The sequence below is a fragment of the [Mannheimia] succiniciproducens MBEL55E genome (genome assembly GCF_000007745.1).
GTDB lineage: Bacteria > Pseudomonadota > Gammaproteobacteria > Enterobacterales > Pasteurellaceae > Basfia > Basfia succiniciproducens.
This window is the reverse complement of sequence record NC_006300.1, coordinates 98,073-112,433: the sequence shown is the minus strand read 5'-3', so window position 1 is coordinate 112,433 and position 14,361 is coordinate 98,073. Positions and strand designations below refer to the sequence as shown.

General features: G+C 43.2%; 26 protein-coding genes and 1 pseudogene. 12 read left to right on the top strand and 15 right to left on the bottom strand.

Annotated elements, in window-relative coordinates; translation table 11 throughout:
- Positions 1 to 73 precede the first annotated feature (73 nt).
- On the top strand, positions 74 to 1,684 hold the full coding sequence (gene rmuC / locus MS_RS00605) for a DNA recombination protein RmuC (protein ID WP_050738247.1): 1,611 nt from the start codon (positions 74 to 76) through the stop codon (positions 1,682 to 1,684).
- 148 nt (positions 1,685 to 1,832) lie between these two features.
- Here rmuC and MS_RS00600 read toward each other — a convergent pair whose 3' ends face one another.
- The 14 genes and pseudogenes from MS_RS00600 to MS_RS00545 all read right to left on the bottom strand — a co-directional run bounded on the left by MS_RS00600 (position 1,833) and on the right by MS_RS00545 (position 9,363).
- Positions 1,833 to 2,177 (bottom strand): phage protein Gp27 family protein, encoded by a 345-nt coding sequence (locus MS_RS00600; protein WP_011199312.1) that lies wholly within the window; start codon positions 2,175 to 2,177, stop codon positions 1,833 to 1,835.
- Positions 2,178 to 2,179: 2 nt separating this feature from the next.
- A complete protein-coding gene (locus tag MS_RS00595) occupies positions 2,180 to 2,554 on the bottom strand; it encodes a Mor transcription activator family protein (protein ID WP_011199311.1) in 375 nt (124 codons plus the stop codon).
- Entirely contained in the window at positions 2,555 to 2,938 is a 384-nt protein-coding gene (locus MS_RS00590) for a regulatory protein GemA (protein WP_011199310.1), read from the bottom strand.
- A pseudogene (locus tag MS_RS00585) lies at positions 2,934 to 3,212 on the bottom strand (hypothetical protein); the annotation flags it as partial. The gene MS_RS00590 and the pseudogene MS_RS00585, both read right to left, overlap by 5 nt.
- A 46-nt stretch (positions 3,213 to 3,258) precedes the next feature.
- Entirely contained in the window at positions 3,259 to 3,672 is a 414-nt protein-coding gene (locus MS_RS00580; RefSeq protein ID WP_011199308.1) for a hypothetical protein, read from the bottom strand.
- Positions 3,669 to 3,830, bottom strand: a complete 162-nt coding sequence (locus tag MS_RS11185) for a hypothetical protein (protein WP_011199307.1) — start codon at positions 3,828 to 3,830, stop codon at positions 3,669 to 3,671. The genes MS_RS00580 and MS_RS11185 overlap by 4 nt, the downstream gene beginning before the upstream one ends.
- Before the next feature lies 1 nt (position 3,831).
- Complete coding sequence (locus MS_RS00575; RefSeq protein ID WP_011199306.1) at positions 3,832 to 4,044, bottom strand: ANR family transcriptional regulator; 213 nt, start codon at positions 4,042 to 4,044, stop codon at positions 3,832 to 3,834.
- A complete protein-coding gene (locus MS_RS00570; protein WP_011199305.1) occupies positions 4,041 to 4,565 on the bottom strand; it encodes a host-nuclease inhibitor Gam family protein in 525 nt (174 codons plus the stop codon). The genes MS_RS00575 and MS_RS00570 overlap by 4 nt, the downstream gene beginning before the upstream one ends.
- A gap of 2 nt (positions 4,566 to 4,567) precedes the next feature.
- Positions 4,568 to 5,743 (bottom strand): AAA family ATPase, encoded by a 1,176-nt coding sequence (locus MS_RS00565; protein ID WP_041639453.1) that lies wholly within the window; start codon positions 5,741 to 5,743, stop codon positions 4,568 to 4,570.
- Between the two features lie 21 nt (positions 5,744 to 5,764).
- Entirely contained in the window at positions 5,765 to 7,582 is a 1,818-nt protein-coding gene (locus MS_RS00560; RefSeq protein ID WP_011199303.1) for a DDE-type integrase/transposase/recombinase, read from the bottom strand.
- A 9-nt stretch (positions 7,583 to 7,591) separates the two neighbouring features.
- The gene (locus MS_RS00555; protein WP_011199302.1) at positions 7,592 to 8,488 is read right to left on the bottom strand and encodes a DUF3102 domain-containing protein; all 897 of its coding nucleotides are present in this window, start codon (positions 8,486 to 8,488) and stop codon (positions 7,592 to 7,594) included.
- A gap of 55 nt (positions 8,489 to 8,543) precedes the next feature.
- Positions 8,544 to 8,846, bottom strand: coding sequence for a helix-turn-helix domain-containing protein (locus MS_RS00550; RefSeq protein ID WP_041639451.1), 303 nt, complete (start codon positions 8,844 to 8,846; stop codon positions 8,544 to 8,546).
- Complete coding sequence (locus tag MS_RS11130) at positions 8,843 to 9,013, bottom strand: hypothetical protein (RefSeq protein WP_011199300.1); 171 nt, start codon at positions 9,011 to 9,013, stop codon at positions 8,843 to 8,845. The genes MS_RS00550 and MS_RS11130 overlap by 4 nt, the downstream gene beginning before the upstream one ends.
- A 116-nt stretch (positions 9,014 to 9,129) precedes the next feature.
- Positions 9,130 to 9,363: a DNA-binding protein gene (locus tag MS_RS00545; RefSeq protein WP_041639449.1), complete on the bottom strand. Its 234-nt coding sequence runs from the start codon at positions 9,361 to 9,363 to the stop codon at positions 9,130 to 9,132.
- Positions 9,364 to 9,422: 59 nt separating this feature from the next.
- Here MS_RS00545 and MS_RS00540 point away from each other — a divergent pair, with 59 nt between their 5' ends.
- Complete coding sequence (locus tag MS_RS00540) at positions 9,423 to 9,704, top strand: hypothetical protein (RefSeq protein WP_011199298.1); 282 nt, start codon at positions 9,423 to 9,425, stop codon at positions 9,702 to 9,704.
- Positions 9,705 to 9,806: 102 nt separating this feature from the next.
- Here MS_RS00540 and MS_RS00535 read toward each other — a convergent pair whose 3' ends face one another.
- Entirely contained in the window at positions 9,807 to 9,998 is a 192-nt protein-coding gene (locus MS_RS00535; RefSeq protein WP_041639447.1) for a DNA-binding protein, read from the bottom strand.
- A gap of 84 nt (positions 9,999 to 10,082) precedes the next feature.
- On the opposite strand from MS_RS00535, the gene MS_RS00530 reads away from it, so the two are divergent.
- The 10 genes from MS_RS00530 (at position 10,083) to MS_RS00490 (ending at position 14,361) form a co-directional block, all read left to right on the top strand.
- Positions 10,083 to 10,562, top strand: coding sequence for a helix-turn-helix domain-containing protein (locus MS_RS00530; protein WP_011199296.1), 480 nt, complete (start codon positions 10,083 to 10,085; stop codon positions 10,560 to 10,562).
- Positions 10,562 to 10,993: a hypothetical protein gene (locus MS_RS00525; protein ID WP_011199295.1), complete on the top strand. Its 432-nt coding sequence runs from the start codon at positions 10,562 to 10,564 to the stop codon at positions 10,991 to 10,993. The genes MS_RS00530 and MS_RS00525 overlap by 1 nt, the downstream gene beginning before the upstream one ends.
- A 35-nt stretch (positions 10,994 to 11,028) precedes the next feature.
- Positions 11,029 to 12,060, top strand: a complete 1,032-nt coding sequence (locus tag MS_RS00520) for a hypothetical protein (RefSeq protein WP_041639446.1) — start codon at positions 11,029 to 11,031, stop codon at positions 12,058 to 12,060.
- Positions 12,053 to 12,316 carry a hypothetical protein gene (locus tag MS_RS00515; RefSeq protein WP_011199293.1) on the top strand — a complete coding sequence of 88 codons (264 nt, stop codon included), beginning with the start codon at positions 12,053 to 12,055 and terminating at the stop codon, positions 12,314 to 12,316. The genes MS_RS00520 and MS_RS00515 overlap by 8 nt, the downstream gene beginning before the upstream one ends.
- On the top strand, positions 12,306 to 12,671 hold the full coding sequence (locus MS_RS00510) for a hypothetical protein (RefSeq protein WP_041639444.1): 366 nt from the start codon (positions 12,306 to 12,308) through the stop codon (positions 12,669 to 12,671). The genes MS_RS00515 and MS_RS00510 overlap by 11 nt, the downstream gene beginning before the upstream one ends.
- A gap of 84 nt (positions 12,672 to 12,755) precedes the next feature.
- Entirely contained in the window at positions 12,756 to 13,265 is a 510-nt protein-coding gene (locus MS_RS00505; protein ID WP_011199292.1) for a glycoside hydrolase family 108 protein, read from the top strand.
- Between the two features lie 33 nt (positions 13,266 to 13,298).
- Positions 13,299 to 13,562 (top strand): DUF2644 domain-containing protein, encoded by a 264-nt coding sequence (locus tag MS_RS00500; RefSeq protein WP_011199291.1) that lies wholly within the window; start codon positions 13,299 to 13,301, stop codon positions 13,560 to 13,562.
- Positions 13,563 to 13,601: 39 nt separating this feature from the next.
- Complete coding sequence (locus tag MS_RS11180) at positions 13,602 to 13,754, top strand: hypothetical protein (protein ID WP_193329809.1); 153 nt, start codon at positions 13,602 to 13,604, stop codon at positions 13,752 to 13,754.
- Positions 13,751 to 14,059 (top strand): hypothetical protein, encoded by a 309-nt coding sequence (locus MS_RS00495; protein ID WP_040977413.1) that lies wholly within the window; start codon positions 13,751 to 13,753, stop codon positions 14,057 to 14,059. Before MS_RS11180 ends, MS_RS00495 begins: the two co-directional genes overlap by 4 nt.
- Positions 14,059 to 14,361, top strand: a complete 303-nt coding sequence (locus MS_RS00490) for a hypothetical protein (protein ID WP_011199288.1) — start codon at positions 14,059 to 14,061, stop codon at positions 14,359 to 14,361. The genes MS_RS00495 and MS_RS00490 overlap by 1 nt, the downstream gene beginning before the upstream one ends.

The window sequence follows — 14,361 nt, the reverse complement described above, 5'->3', positions numbered from 1 at the left end:
TTTAGTTTATACTTTTGCCTGACTGCATATTTTTATGAAACAAAATACCGTCGCTAAAAATAAGGAAATTTCAATGCTTGATTTATACCCATTACCGCAAGACCCTTTTCAGATTGCCACCGTAGTGCTGGCAGTCATTTGCCTGATTTTTTTATTTATTATGGCGCGACGCAAACGCGATGTGCAGGAACTGCAACAGGACTTGAATAAAAATATTCTTGATTTCAATCAGTTATTGGAAAAATTCGATACTTTAACCGCGGCAAAAAATCAATTGGATCAGGATGTAATTAAAGCGCAAACCACAGCGGAAGGGTTGCAAATCCGTTTGCAGGAACGCAACGAACTAATTCAGGGGTTACAAACGGAATTAAACGAAGAGCAGCTTCGCCACGAAACCCTTACCGGCAGCATGAATACCTTAAAGGAACGTTTCGGTGTTGCTTCCGCGTTAGTCACCAACCTACAGCAACAATTGGTTGAAAGCCAAAACGCGGTGGCGCGCAAAGAACAGGATTTAAACAAAATTCAGGAAAAAACGACCGCACTTTCGCAAGAACTCACGGAATTAAAAACAACGCTATCCGAAAAAGAGAAAAATTTTGCCGAACAGCAACAGGCGTTTGCCCAGAGCAAACAGCAGCTTTCTGCGGAATTCCAGAATTTGGCCAACCGCATTTTAGAAGAAAAAAGTCAAAGTTTCAGCCAGTCTAACCAAATCGCGCTGGATGCGCTTTTAAAACCTTTTCGTGAACAAATCGACGGTTTTCAAAAGCGGGTGAACGAAATTCATTCGGAATCGCTGAAAGGCAATGCGAATTTAGAATCGGAAATTAAGCGGGTATTGAATATCGGTAATCAAATGTCGCAGGAGGCGAACAACCTCACCTCCGCATTAAAAGGCGAAAAGAAAACCTTAGGTAACTGGGGAGAAATGCAGCTTGAACGCGCCTTGCAATTAGCGGGATTGGTGAAGGGCGAACATTACGAAGCGCAAGCGCATTTTAAAGATGCGCAGGGCAAAAACAATTACCCGGATTTCGTGGTGCATTTGCCCGACAATAAACATTTGGTCATTGACAGTAAAATGTCGTTAGTCGCCTATGAAAACGCGGTCAGTACCGATGATGAAAATAAACGTCAACACTTTTTACGCGAACACGTCAAATCGGTACGTAATCATATGGATGATTTGTGGCGCAAAGATTACACCAACCTAATAGGCATGCGCAGCCCGAATTTTGTACTGATGTTTGTGGCGGTGGAACCCGCCTATATTGAAGCCATGAAAGCGGATTTAAACCTGTTCAATTACGGCTATGAAAAAAATGTGATCCTGGTTTCGCACACAACGCTGATGCCGATTTTACGTACCGTGGCGAATTTATGGCGTATTGAACGAGGCAACGCCGAAGCGCGGGAAATCAGCGAACGGGCCGGCGATATTTATAATCAAATCTGCTTGGTTGCCGAACGCCTGGCTAAATTAGGCAATACCTTATCAACGGTAAACGGCCATTATAATAGCGCCGTTACCGCATTAGTGGGCAACCAGGGCTTAGTGGGGAAAGTAGAACGCTTTAAAGATTTATCCGCCAAAGCCAATAAAGCTATGCCGGCAGTAGAAATGCTGCATTCCGACTTAGACACCGAAAAATTACTGGTAGTGAAAGCGGAAGATTGAATCTAACTAAGATAACTAATACATAAAATTTGAGATAAATATGGGAACACTGTGGTCTATATGGGAAGAAACATTCTTTAAAATGTAATAACGTTTCAAATAGTGAAAAGAAATAACTCAGCTTAAGTAGTCTAAGCTGAGTTATTTTTTAGATTTGATTTTCAGCTTCCATAGCTGAAATTTTTTGTAGAATTTGTTGCTTTTGATACTCAAGTTTACCAAGTTCTTGGTATAACAAATTTAGTGGGGTATTATCATCAATAGAGTTATTTAATTGTACAGCTAAATCAAAAGAACCACTTCTACCAATAAAACCATCTAGCGATTTTAGTTTTTGAGCATAACGATGAATACCTGATTTTGATACATTAAACCCCAAATTCTTTAGCCAGTTTTCAAGCTCAATAAATCCTGAGTAGTTTGATTCTCTTAATCGTTTATGCAATTCATTGATTACATCAGCTGGTAAATTAAAAATAATAGATGTTTTCATCTTTAATCCTCTCTAAACATCTGATACTGACGCTTATTAATTTCATCCTTTTGGACGCGTTTGACAATTTGGTAAATACACTGAAGAGACAGCTTATATTTACGTGCTAAATAAGCATGGTTATTGCCGGTGAAATCATTATAGATTTGCTTCTCGCGTTCACAGAAGAACAAGGTTTGAGCCTTTGGCATATAAATATTTAAGCCACCCCAGGATTCACCTATTTTCATAGCAATCAACATACCGATATTTTCAGCGAGATCGTCTTCGATGTCTGCGTGTTGTTTAATGATGTTAACGGAGTGTTTCGCTAAATCCGCCAATAAATCAGGCGCTTTATTGCGAAAGTCTTCATTGTCGAATTTAGCGATAGTCATTTAATTACCCTTTCGTTCTTGCCATTTTTTTAATGTTTCCAATACAAAAGAAGCCTGCGAGTTATTCATCATATTCCAAGGTTCATCAACACCTATCCTTGCAACATAAGCATTTAATGCTTGACTTGTAGGATTATCCGCCGTTGATTTCCACACAGCCCATACTTTACGTTGCAGTGGCGACAATGTGGATTTACTTTTTGGTAACTGAATTTTAGCCCCTTTTGATTGCAGCAATTTAACCAATTTTATGAGACCTGAATAGCTTATATTTTTTGCAGAATTTTGGTAGAATTGCTGAGAAAGTAGGCTTCGATAAGTCTCGTCGTCCATTCCCAACTGTGTTTTCCCAATATGCACTAACTGTAACAGCTTATTTCGCATAAATCCAAGCCTCTGTCGGTGCCGGAAATTCACGCCCGTCACGGGTAATTTTTCCGGCTTGAATCATCGGTGTAAGCTCATTCAATAAGGTTGCTACCCGGTCAAAGGTTAATGAGGTTTTTGCCGGACGAAACAGACCCAAATAGCGAATCAACGCTTCACCAAGTTCCCCGCTGACCATTAATGCCGCATTTAATGCCTGGCTGGCGGATTGATTAGCAATTAGCGCATCCAACGAATAGACCGCACCACAAGCGCTACATTTCACTTTCATTTTTCATACTCCATATACGAAAAACCACCCGAAGGTGGCTTTATTTTTAACAGGTTGGGTCGAAATGCTGCACATATTCGGGCAAATCTAATTCTTCCAGTTCCTTTTCGATAAGCTCGTCAATAATGGGATCTTCCTGAAAAATCATCTTCGCCATGCCTAACAATAAATCTTCGACCGTTCCGGGGTGTGTTGATTTCGCCGAGGCAGACCAATCATCCCCTTGTTCCTTTTCAAAATGGAAGGTCAGCGTGACATCAAAACCGTTTTCGGCATCAGCATAATTATCGGTAATATAAAACCAAGCCGAACGAATCAATACCGGAATTTTCACCAGCAAATCCGACATTATTTCTGTCAGTTGATGGGGTAAATCATAACAATCGACCCCGGTTTTGATATTTAGATCATCCTTATCAGCGGTTACCACTAACTGCAATTTAGCACTATGGATAGTCATTTAATTCTTCCTCCGAGTTTCATCAGAATCCCTTTCGCATTTTCAACATAAATAGAGGCATGCGTCATTTTTTGTTTATGTAAGGCTTTTTCCGCCTGTTCTAACTGCACAATTGCTTGATGAATTTGCAGTTTAAGTTGTTCAAGGACATCAAACATATTATTTCTCCCGTCTGCTTGCCCAACTTATGCAGTATTGATAGCGCCGTTTGCACCATTCTTTTTGCGATAAATTTAAGGCTTTTTCTTTCGCTTTTTTCCACAATTCGGCGGCTTGGTAATAGTTGCCGGAACGTTCCGTTTTTGCGGCGGCTTCTGCCGCCTCATCGTATTCTTGCTTCCATACCTGTTTAATCTGTTCGCACTCGTTCATGTCCGCACCTCTTCATCGTTCGGTTTAATCACAAATTCTTCTACGCCTTCGCGAATCGTCACGCCGTCAATCGAACGCGCTATATCAGGTTCGGCAAGCATCGCTTCTTTATTCAGCTCTTCTTTAGTCCGAATAAAGCGGAACAACCCGGAATTACGCAGGCTTTCCAAAATAACGTCGATACCTCTTGCGATAACCGCCGGCGGTTTTGCCCGCCATTGCACTTCGCCGGTGGTGAAGTAAGCCGTTTTCTGTTTTCCGCCGTTTGTCAGCTCGTTTCGACGGCTTTCGCAATAAGCCTGCACCGCCTTTTGTAACGGCTTCACTTTGTCTTTAAGTGCGGTCAATTCTGCCGTATATTTTTCATCAATCGCCGCTTTCTCATCCGCTTGCAAGGTGGAAAGACGCACCTGCTCACGCTCTAAATCGCCGATTTCCTTAATGGCTAACGCCACATCATCTTGCGTTTGCAGATTAATTTCGTGAGTTTCTGCCTTAATACGTACTGCTTTTTTTGCCATTTTTATACTCCCATCACCACCTCGCCGGATACTTTCGGCACACCTAAACTTTCTGCCAGATTCATCGCCGCCGTCAGCAAATTGCCCACCGCAAGCGGATAAAGCAGGCTGGCGGACGTTTTATTGCGACTCACCGCAACCAAACGTTGCCGCACGGCGGCAAAGGCGTCTTCGTCGAAAATGTCATCCACTTTTTTGCCCACTTTCGCCAGTTTAAACGCCACATAGTTTTCCAATTCGCTGTCTAACGGCGCCAGCTCAACCACTTCGCAACGTTGCACCACTTCACGCACTTCCGTATTGCGCTCGGAAAGTTTCACTTTCAGCTCAGGCTGACCAATTAACACAATGGAAAGCAACTTTTTGAAGCCGTCCTCCAACTCAAAAAAGCGTTTTAAATGTTTTAGGGTAGGAATCGGTAAACTGTGCGCCTCTTCAATAATCAGCACGTTGGAATAACCGGATTTCACACTTTCTTTTAACACCTTGTGCAACTGGCGAAAGCGTGCTTCCGGGCTGCGTTTCACGCTTTCCAGCGGCGCCAGCGTATTAATAATCGCTTCCGCAATATGGGCGGCTTTCAGCGTTTTGCCTTTCACATCGTTGTCTTCCATGGCGATGATATACGGTTCAATCACCGTAATCGGTGCATTCTCTTGGTTGATACGGTCAATCAAATCACGTCGCAGGGTGGATTTGCCCGCACCGCTTTCACCGACCACCGCCATAAAGCCGCCGTGTTTTGCGGTTTGAAATAACGCTTCACGCACATACCGCACGTCCGCCGAACTGAATACATCGTCCGCACTGCGAATATCTTCCGCAAACGGATCTCGAAACAGCGAAAAATGTTTCTTTGTGGCTGGAAATAAAGCCTGTTTTGCGAGTAACATAATGTCGTCCTCAATGTCTTGTTTAGTTTTGGGGGCTGAAGCGGCAGGCTCGGTCGCCAAACTTTCCCCTGTCGCTTCATCTTTCAGCAAGTCTTTCAACGGCGCCGTAATACCAAGTGCGGTCAAATTTCTTGCTAAATTCGTTTCAAATTCCGCCCACTGTTGCTTCACACGTTGATTATGATTAACCAACTGTGCCACCGTTGCAGGCGAAACGTTCATCTTCTGTGCCAACTGCCGCAAGCTCACACCTTTGTCAATCAGCACCTGTTTTAACTTCAACATAGCGTCTCCGTTCATCAAAATTTATGCCGCGCTAAGCTTCAGAATTTTGGTTTCAGGGTTCAAAATTTCAGGCAATTTTTCATCTTGTAACCAGGTTTCCAGCAACTCCGCCGGCACACCGTCCGCGAAATGTGTTGCCAGCTGCTTATAATGCTTGCCGTTCCATTGCGGAAAGCGGGCTTTAAGCTGTTTGGCGCATTCCACTAAACCGACAGGTTTTTGTTCAACCCGTCTTGCGTTGGTGGTCAGCTCGTGTTCTTGTCCACGTTTTGGTATAAACATCACATCAGGGCGTTCATCAATCGTCTTGAATGGATCAATGCGTCCGTCAAATAACGGTTTATTCGCTTTCTTAGCCGCTTTCACGCCGTCATCATCGGTTGCACCGTATGCCAAGCGTTCCACTGTTTCACGGTTGGTTTCAAGCGTGGTTTTTGCATGCGATTTGTAGCTTTCGCCAATCACCGCCGCATTCACATCCAGCCCGAATTTATCCGTTTCAATCGGTTCCACCACAAACCAATAAGGCTTCAAGCTCATCTCATTGTTTTCATCAAACACCTGTTCAAAGCATTCCACCTGAATGCAGTCGGGGCGATACGGATTTTTGCCCAACCGTAATTTGTCGCCCACATTCAAGTTCGGCACACCGCTCACATCATAGGTCAGCCCTTCAAACTTCACTTGCAACTGTCCGTCCACTTGTCGTTCCACTAATTTGGAAACCATCAGTTCGCGACAAATGTCGAGAGACGGCGCAAGTACCAACTGTTCTTTGGTAATATGTAGCCAGGCTTTATAGCGTGGCATACCGTGTCGCGAATGTTTCTTGGTGGCGTTGAACGCCCGCATCCACTCATGCGCCCGTTCGTTAAGCTCATCAAGATTGGCTACCGATTTAAACCGCAACCGGCTTTCGAACTGGCGTTCCACAATATCGTTGCCTTTTTCCACTTGCCCTTTGGCGCGCGGATTGCCGGGTTCGTTAATCTGCAATTTCACCCCCAGTTGATAGCATAAGTTATCGAACATTTTTGAGGTATTTGCCGAACCCGGGTCAAGCATCACCATTTTCGGCACGCCGCAGAACGGTTCGTCACCGTGAGGCTTGCGTTGCATAGCGTTGATAAAGGTGTTGCATAGGTTTTCCGAGGTTTCCCCGCCGTAAACATACTCCACATAAATCACACCGCTGGTATGGTCGGTAATCACATAACGCCACACCCGGTCGCTTTCCACACTCGCCACATTGGCGGGCTTGTTTTTATAAAACCGTTTGGCTTCCATCACCTGTAAACCGTTTTCCGTTTGCTTGTGATCCCGCTTTAAGTAATACAACACACATAAAGACGGGTCGATTTGCCAACAATGATTTGGGTGCAGACTGCGCATACGAATGGCGGGTTTTGGTTTTAACAACTGGTCGGGGTGCAATCTGGCGTTAATTAATGCACGGCTGACCGCACTTTCCGAATAAGGTCGGATTTCGCCCGTGGCTTTATCCACAAATTCCGCCTTAATTTCGCCGTTGGCTCGCAACATGGCAAGCAGTTCATCCAGTGGTAACATCCGCTTTTTATACTGGTTGCGCCGATTTTCCAGCCAAGCGGCGGAAATGGTTTTCAGCTCCGCAAGCTCCAACTGGTTCGTTCCTTTATCCGACCGCACTTTGCGCCCGCTGGGCGGTAAATACGGCTTTAATTGGCGAATTAACGTAGCGCGGGAAAGCTTTGTCAATTCGCAACCACGCTGATAAATCGGTTCCAGTTTGTCACCCCGCGCTTTGGCTCGCTTTACATCCAAAGCGATATTCATCAGCACTTCGGGTAAAATCGCCATGGTTCCGCCTTACATTGCTTGTTGGTCAGCAATAATTTCGTCTAACACACTGCCTAAGCTTTTATCGCTTTGATTTTCCCAGTCGTCCGCCTCCACCGACGGCACATCGTTTAGTCCGTAGGTTTCTTTCAGCTCGATTAAAATCAACTCAATTTCCGCCACCACACCGCTCATAAACTGCGTATGATCCATGCCGCTTTCTTCGGTATGTTCCAATAGTGCGTCAAATGCCGGGCGAACCTGTCCGCGTAAAATCGCTTCTGCACCATAGGCAATTTGCGAGGTTTCTTTGCGTAAATCGCCCCCTTTACGGTCAGGGCTTCGGGTTTCGATGTCTTTTTTCTTCTTCGCCAATTCCACATCCAACTCATTAATTTTGTTGTCTTTATTGGCTAATACCTTGCCCATGGCTTCTTTTTCCGCCTTCGCATTGCGTAACGCCTTACGTAATTCTTGCACGCTCATTCTGTCCACTTCATCCAGCTTTAAGCCCGCCACCGTGCCACCTTCGGCGAGTTCTTTTAAATCGTCATCATCTTGTGTCACCAGTTCTAATAACTTCGATTTACCTAACTGCACCAACTTCGGTGTGGTATCTTGCAGCCCTTCGCCGCAGAATTTCAGTGTGGCTTGCATAAATTTCTGTGCCGCTCGTGGGGTAACATCAAACTCGTGTTCTAACGTTTCTTGAAATTTACCGTGTACCATATGTTCTTTTAAGATGATTAGCACGCGTCCAAATTCAAGCATGCTTTCCACCATAGTGCGCTGGCAATGCTTACCACGATCTACAATGAGTTTTTCATCGTATGCTTCGCCGTTGCCCCATTTATCCATAATCACCATACTGTGACGTAGATAACTTTCATTTGAAAGAGCGGTCGATTTTTCGCTTGTTTCTGTCATTTTTGTGATCCTTTTCTATAAATTAATCCGTTCAAATGCGCCGATGTCGGCGCATTTAGAATGCCCCAGCGTTCACTCGCTGATCCATTTCTGCCATTCGGGCTTGCATTTTTTCCGTATCTCGCTGGTGGGTGACGGCAATCTGTAACATCTGAATACTTAAGGCAAAGCGTCCTGTTTCTTCCAATTTCACCACCAACCCTTCCGCAATTAACGCCTGTAATGAACGTGTAATGTTCACAGGGCTTTCGTTCAAACGGTCGGCTAATTCCTTGTTACTTAACCCTGTTAGGGTTCTGCCTTTCAAGGCTTTTAAAATCCGCAGGGCACGCTGTGTGCTGTTGATTTTTTCGCTCATTTTGTTTCTCCTTCTTCCGCCCAATCCACCGGTTGGATAGGTTTCACCTGTTTTTCCTGCATTCGCAATACAAAATCAGGCACTAAATTGCATTCCGCTTTGCTACGCACGATGTAGCCGTTGCGATGTAAAAACCACATCGCCAGTTTTTCTAACATTCGTTTCATTTTGTTCTCCTATAAACTTGTTCAAGCGGTCTAATTCCGCTTATTTTTTGCAAAAATATCGCTTTTTAGGATCTACCAAATTGTTAAAGAGCAATGCGTAAGGTCGCCACCTTGCGTTAAGCCGTCACTTTGGTTTCAGGGTTCGGTTTTAACCCGAGTAACACCGCTACCTTGTGCGATTTCCCCCACGTGCCTTTCAGTCGCCCACGCAGGTGGTCTGAAATTGCTTGCTGGTCAATGCCGAAATATCTTGCCCATTCGCTACGGTTAATCCCGTGCAAGTTAAAATAAGCACGAGCCGACTCAGGTGTTTGCGGATAAGGCAAGGGTTGAAAATCAGTATGGTTCATTTCTTCTCCTTGTTGTGTTGTGGTAAAATATGGCAAATGGTTTATAAAGGAACGCTAAAATGGAAAACCAACTTGCCGAATTAAAAAATGAAATTGAAGCATTGAGAACTGCACAAGAAGAATTACAACTTCTTTTGGGTGCTCAAAAACTCTTATTTAATGCTGTTGCTGCTACTCTTGATAAAGAGAAGAAACAAGCAATAAGCCAAGCTATTTATGAAATGCTGAATAGCCACGCTGTTTTCTCTGCTCAAGAACCCGTTGTATTAGCTGCTCGAGATCATTTGCTGACATTTGCAAATCTAATGGCACAGCAGGCGAATGAGCAATCTCCCGAATAACCTCAGCCACCTGTGGTTTTTTCAAAAAATAAATCAATAACCGACTAAACATAAACGCCTCCTATTTCTGTTGTTTTATGGTTCGTTTGTTGTTGATAAATATCATAAAATCACCATCCCCAATTTCACGGCTATTTCAAGCGTTTTACCACGCTGTCCTTTTGCCAAACCGTTAATTACACGGCTTACATCGGTGCGACTGTAGCCATTTTCTTTTGCCCAACTAGAAATTGTTTTACCTTGTTGATGAAATTCCAACTTAATCTGATTGGCTGTTTTAACAGTATTTGTCATATTTCTTTTTTCTCCTTGTGGTACAATGTGCTTAACTGTTGAATACATTATGAGAACTTATGTTCTCATTGTCAAGGTAAAAATATGAATTTAAGTTCTCTTTTCTCTGTTCGATTAAAAAATGAACGAAATCGTTTAGGATTAACTCAAGCTGAAATAGCCAAGAAATGCGGCGTTTCTCGTGAAATGTGGGGAAAATATGAGCGTGGAGTTGCTTTAGCCGGAAGCGAAGTTTTGTTCTCATTAGCTGCAATAGGTGTAGATATGGATTACATTTTGCTCGGCACAAGAAAAGAAGTATTCGAGGAAATAACTACGGAGGCTTTAAAAGATATGCCGAAAGCGGATTTTTCGGATAAAACAGGCTTGCTGGTGCAATTATTTATGCAATGCGATGACAACGGCCGCGCGGCGATTTTAAGTGTAGCGCAAACAATGGCGGGCATGGCAAATAAAACCGGTCATCAAAATTCAGATTCTACCGGCGGACAATCCTTCGCCGGCGATGTCCATGGCGGGCAATTTTCGACCGGCACCATTAACAATTACGGAGAGAAAAAATAGTGCAGCAGTTCCTTTCCGCAATACATGGCGGACAGTTCGGGCAAGTCATCAATAACTATTATGCGGCACCAGACTGCTGGCAAGCCTTATCCACAAACGAACTGCATAACGCCATTAAAATCACCAAACAAAAAAGACAGCTGGCGCACCGGAATAAATGGAAGAATCCGGCAGTGATTGGGGGCATGTCTTGTACTTTATTCGCCATGGTAGTGTGGGTGGGCAATTTATGGTACCTATTTTCTGATTACAGCCGTCTAAGCACCCCCAACAGCATCTTTTCTTATATTGCCGGAGGTTTATTGCTGGCATCTTTATTGTGTCTCTATTTCGCCGCCCCCCAAATCAGACGAGAAAAAATTTTTATCGACCGCTGTAACCACGTGATTGATATTTGCGAACAGCTTATTCATGAACGGAAATACGATTGACGGATTTTTTTAAACATAACCTAAGGAATAAAAATATGACAGATAAACAACAAGATAAAACAACAAAAAAGAAAGTTGAACGTAAATTTAAAGGTGTGGAACGTTTTACGCTTTCTTATGATGCGTCTGACAGCGAATATGCAGAGCATAAAATTAATGCTCATAATTTGGTTAAGGTAGTAAATGAAATGATTACTTTAATTGAGCGTTCAGATAAGCTACTTAATGGTAAACAAAAAACAGTAGAAATTTTCTTGCAGGCACCTGAATCAGGTGTGATAGTAAAAAAAGGTTCACTACAAATTCCTTTTGCTGTAGAACTATACGAATATATTTGTACGGTGAAAGACATTGTAACTACGATAGAAACAAAAGATATTTTTACTGCACTTGGTTTAGGTATTCCAAGCGCAAGTGTAGGATATGGTGTTTTTAAAGATATTTTCCGTACCAAAGGGGAACCCGTCATTGATGTGAAAACGCAAGATGGTTCCAATGAAGTAGAATTACTCACTGAGAACACTAAAATTAAAACCACCAAAGAAACTGCCATCTTAATGCAAGATGATGAAATTCGTCGGGCAATTAAAGATTTAACCGTTGCACCATTGGCAAACAAAGTTGATGCAGTATTTAAAATTAAACGTGAAGAAACAACGGAAGAACAAGGTGAAATAACGACGGAAGAAACGGTGGCAGTAGAAATTGAAAGTGGAAAAGAAATTGAAACACTAACAAAACTTTCGGAACGTATCGCACAGGAGCCTGAAGTAGAACTGAAACCAGAACAGCTGATTACGATTACACAAATTAACTTTTCATCAGGTGAAAGTGGGTGGAAGATGAGACTTGATGGAAAAGAGCGTGCCGTCGTCTTACAAGATGTTGCATTTATGGCAAGTATTAATGCAGACCAAGCGAGTTTCCGTAAAGGGGATTGGCTGAAAGTCAATTTAAAAAGAGTAAAAACATTTGGTACACAGACTAAAACAACGTATATAATAACGGAAGTTTTAGAACATTTGGTTGGTAAAGACCGCAAATTGATAGAAAAGCAAGATGAATAATTCAGAATTTTTAACTTATGCGATACTGACATTGGGATTAGTGATGGCTATCCCAATGTTCGTTCGCATGGGTGAAATTCTGAGTCAGAAAGTTCGTTTGATGTTGTTTCCAGTGAAAAAGGTCAAAATTCGTCGTTGGCATAATGACATATTTATGGGGTATGGCGAGTTAGATTTAACATCATCAGAGCCTATTATCGCTCAACTAGATCGTATTGATGCAGAACTGAAAATAAGGAAAGAGAATGAGCGATAAATTACAAACTGCCACAAGCTCTTTATCAAATAGCCCTGCCGCCTATGCTGGTGCTTTTGCGTCTATTCTAACGGCTCTTATCAGAATGTTCGTGCCAACAGAATATGTAGAAAATTCTCTAACAATTTCTGCTGCAATAAGTCCTCTTTTGGGTGTTTGGGTATTTGAAAGATTGAATAAGAGAAAACGATCTGATGCACAGATTGCTTATGAAATCCATATAAAAGAACGAATGAAATTTTTAGAAGAACAAATAGCAAGTAAAGGCTATACAAAAGAACAAAAGGATAAATTTTACGAAGAGAAAATGAGATTAACTCTCGAATATACTCAGATAAACAAAACTGTACAATAATTTCTTTAACTCAGTTTAAAATCATCTCCAACCCCTATTTTATAAACTCCAGTTACTGAACAAATCAAGTAACTGGAGTTTTTTATGTCTGCCCCCCTAACCTTTCAACAAGTCTTCGACCGGGTAGTCGGTCACGAAGGCGGCTACGTCAACGACCCGCATGATCCGGGCGGTGAAACCAATTGGGGTATCACCAAATACACCGCCCGCGAAAACGGCTACACGGGTTCGATGAAAGCCATGACCCGTGAGCAAGCCTACAAAATCTATGAAAAAGCCTTCTGGCAACGCTACCACTGCGAAAAATTACCCGAAGCGGTGGCGTTTCAATTCTTCGATGCTGCCGTCAATCACGGTGTCGGCAATGCCAGCCGTATGCTGCAACGTGCGGTGAATGTGGCGGATGACGGCATTATCGGCAAAGTCACATTAAGTGCGGTCGAAAAAATGCCGATTTCCGATTTACTGTTACGCTTTAACGCCGAACGCATCCGCTTTTATACCAAGTTAAAGAACTTCCCGCGCTACGGCAAAGGCTGGATGAATCGCATTGCCGGCAACCTGGCTTATGCGGCGATCGATAACGAAGTGTAGTTTCAACCGGTCATCAAAATTCAAGGAATCATTATGCTGAAAGAATTGTTATCCACCGACGGCAAATTATCCACGACCAGTACCGTACAGCTTATCGGTGCTTTATGTGTATTCGGCTTAACCGTGTATGCCGTCGTCACAGGTCAACCCTACGCGGAAAGCTTGTTGAACAATGTGCTGATTTATTTATTCGGCGCCACTACGGCAAAAGGCGTGGTCACCAGCTATCAAGCAAAAATTAAGGGGGCTATCAATGGACAAATTACTGGCGTTTCTGAATCTCGTAAAACTGCTTAAACGCTTTTTTAAATGGCTAAACGAATTAGGAAAACGCAAATGAAATACTTAAAAAAACTTCGCAAACGCTGGCAAGGTTGGCGTTTTGCCAAGCAAAATCCTGTGGTTGCGGAAAGCCGAAGTTATATCACCCTGGCGCTTAAATTAGGCGTGGAAAATCCCGTGATGCGTAAAAGACGGAGAAACCCATGACGATTACCGTTGAATTCTGGCATTTGGTCGGATTGCTATTGTCGTTTCTCGGCTGTTGTTTCGGGTTTGCCAAAATGCTGGTGGCGCAATTCCAGAATGCGATGGAAGAGCGCCACGCCAATCAACAACGGGTCAACGAAAAAGTGGAGGATCTGGAACGTATGGTAAACAAAATGAATAGTTCTATGCCGTTGGTTTACGTCCTGCGCGACGACTATATCCGCGGACAAACCGTACTGGAAGCCAAAATGGATGCCGTCCACAAAACCTTAAGTGATTTATACAAAATTGAGAGTGCAAAATAATGATGGAAAAAATCCGCCGTGAAGGTATGCGTTGGAATTTGCTCAACGCTTTGCATAAAGCCCGGCCCTATACCACCCATGAACAGTTCCTGCGTGAAGTCATGGCAAGCATTTATCCTAATGTCACCCCGCTTGAAATCCGTCAGCAGCTGGAATACCTCGCCGACCGTAAATTGATTGAACTCAATAAACAACCTTCCGGTGCTTGGTATGCCGACATCAACCGCTTAGGCGTGGACATTGTGGAATACACCATTGATTGCCAAGCAGGCATCGCACGCCCTGAAAAGTATTGGGAGTAA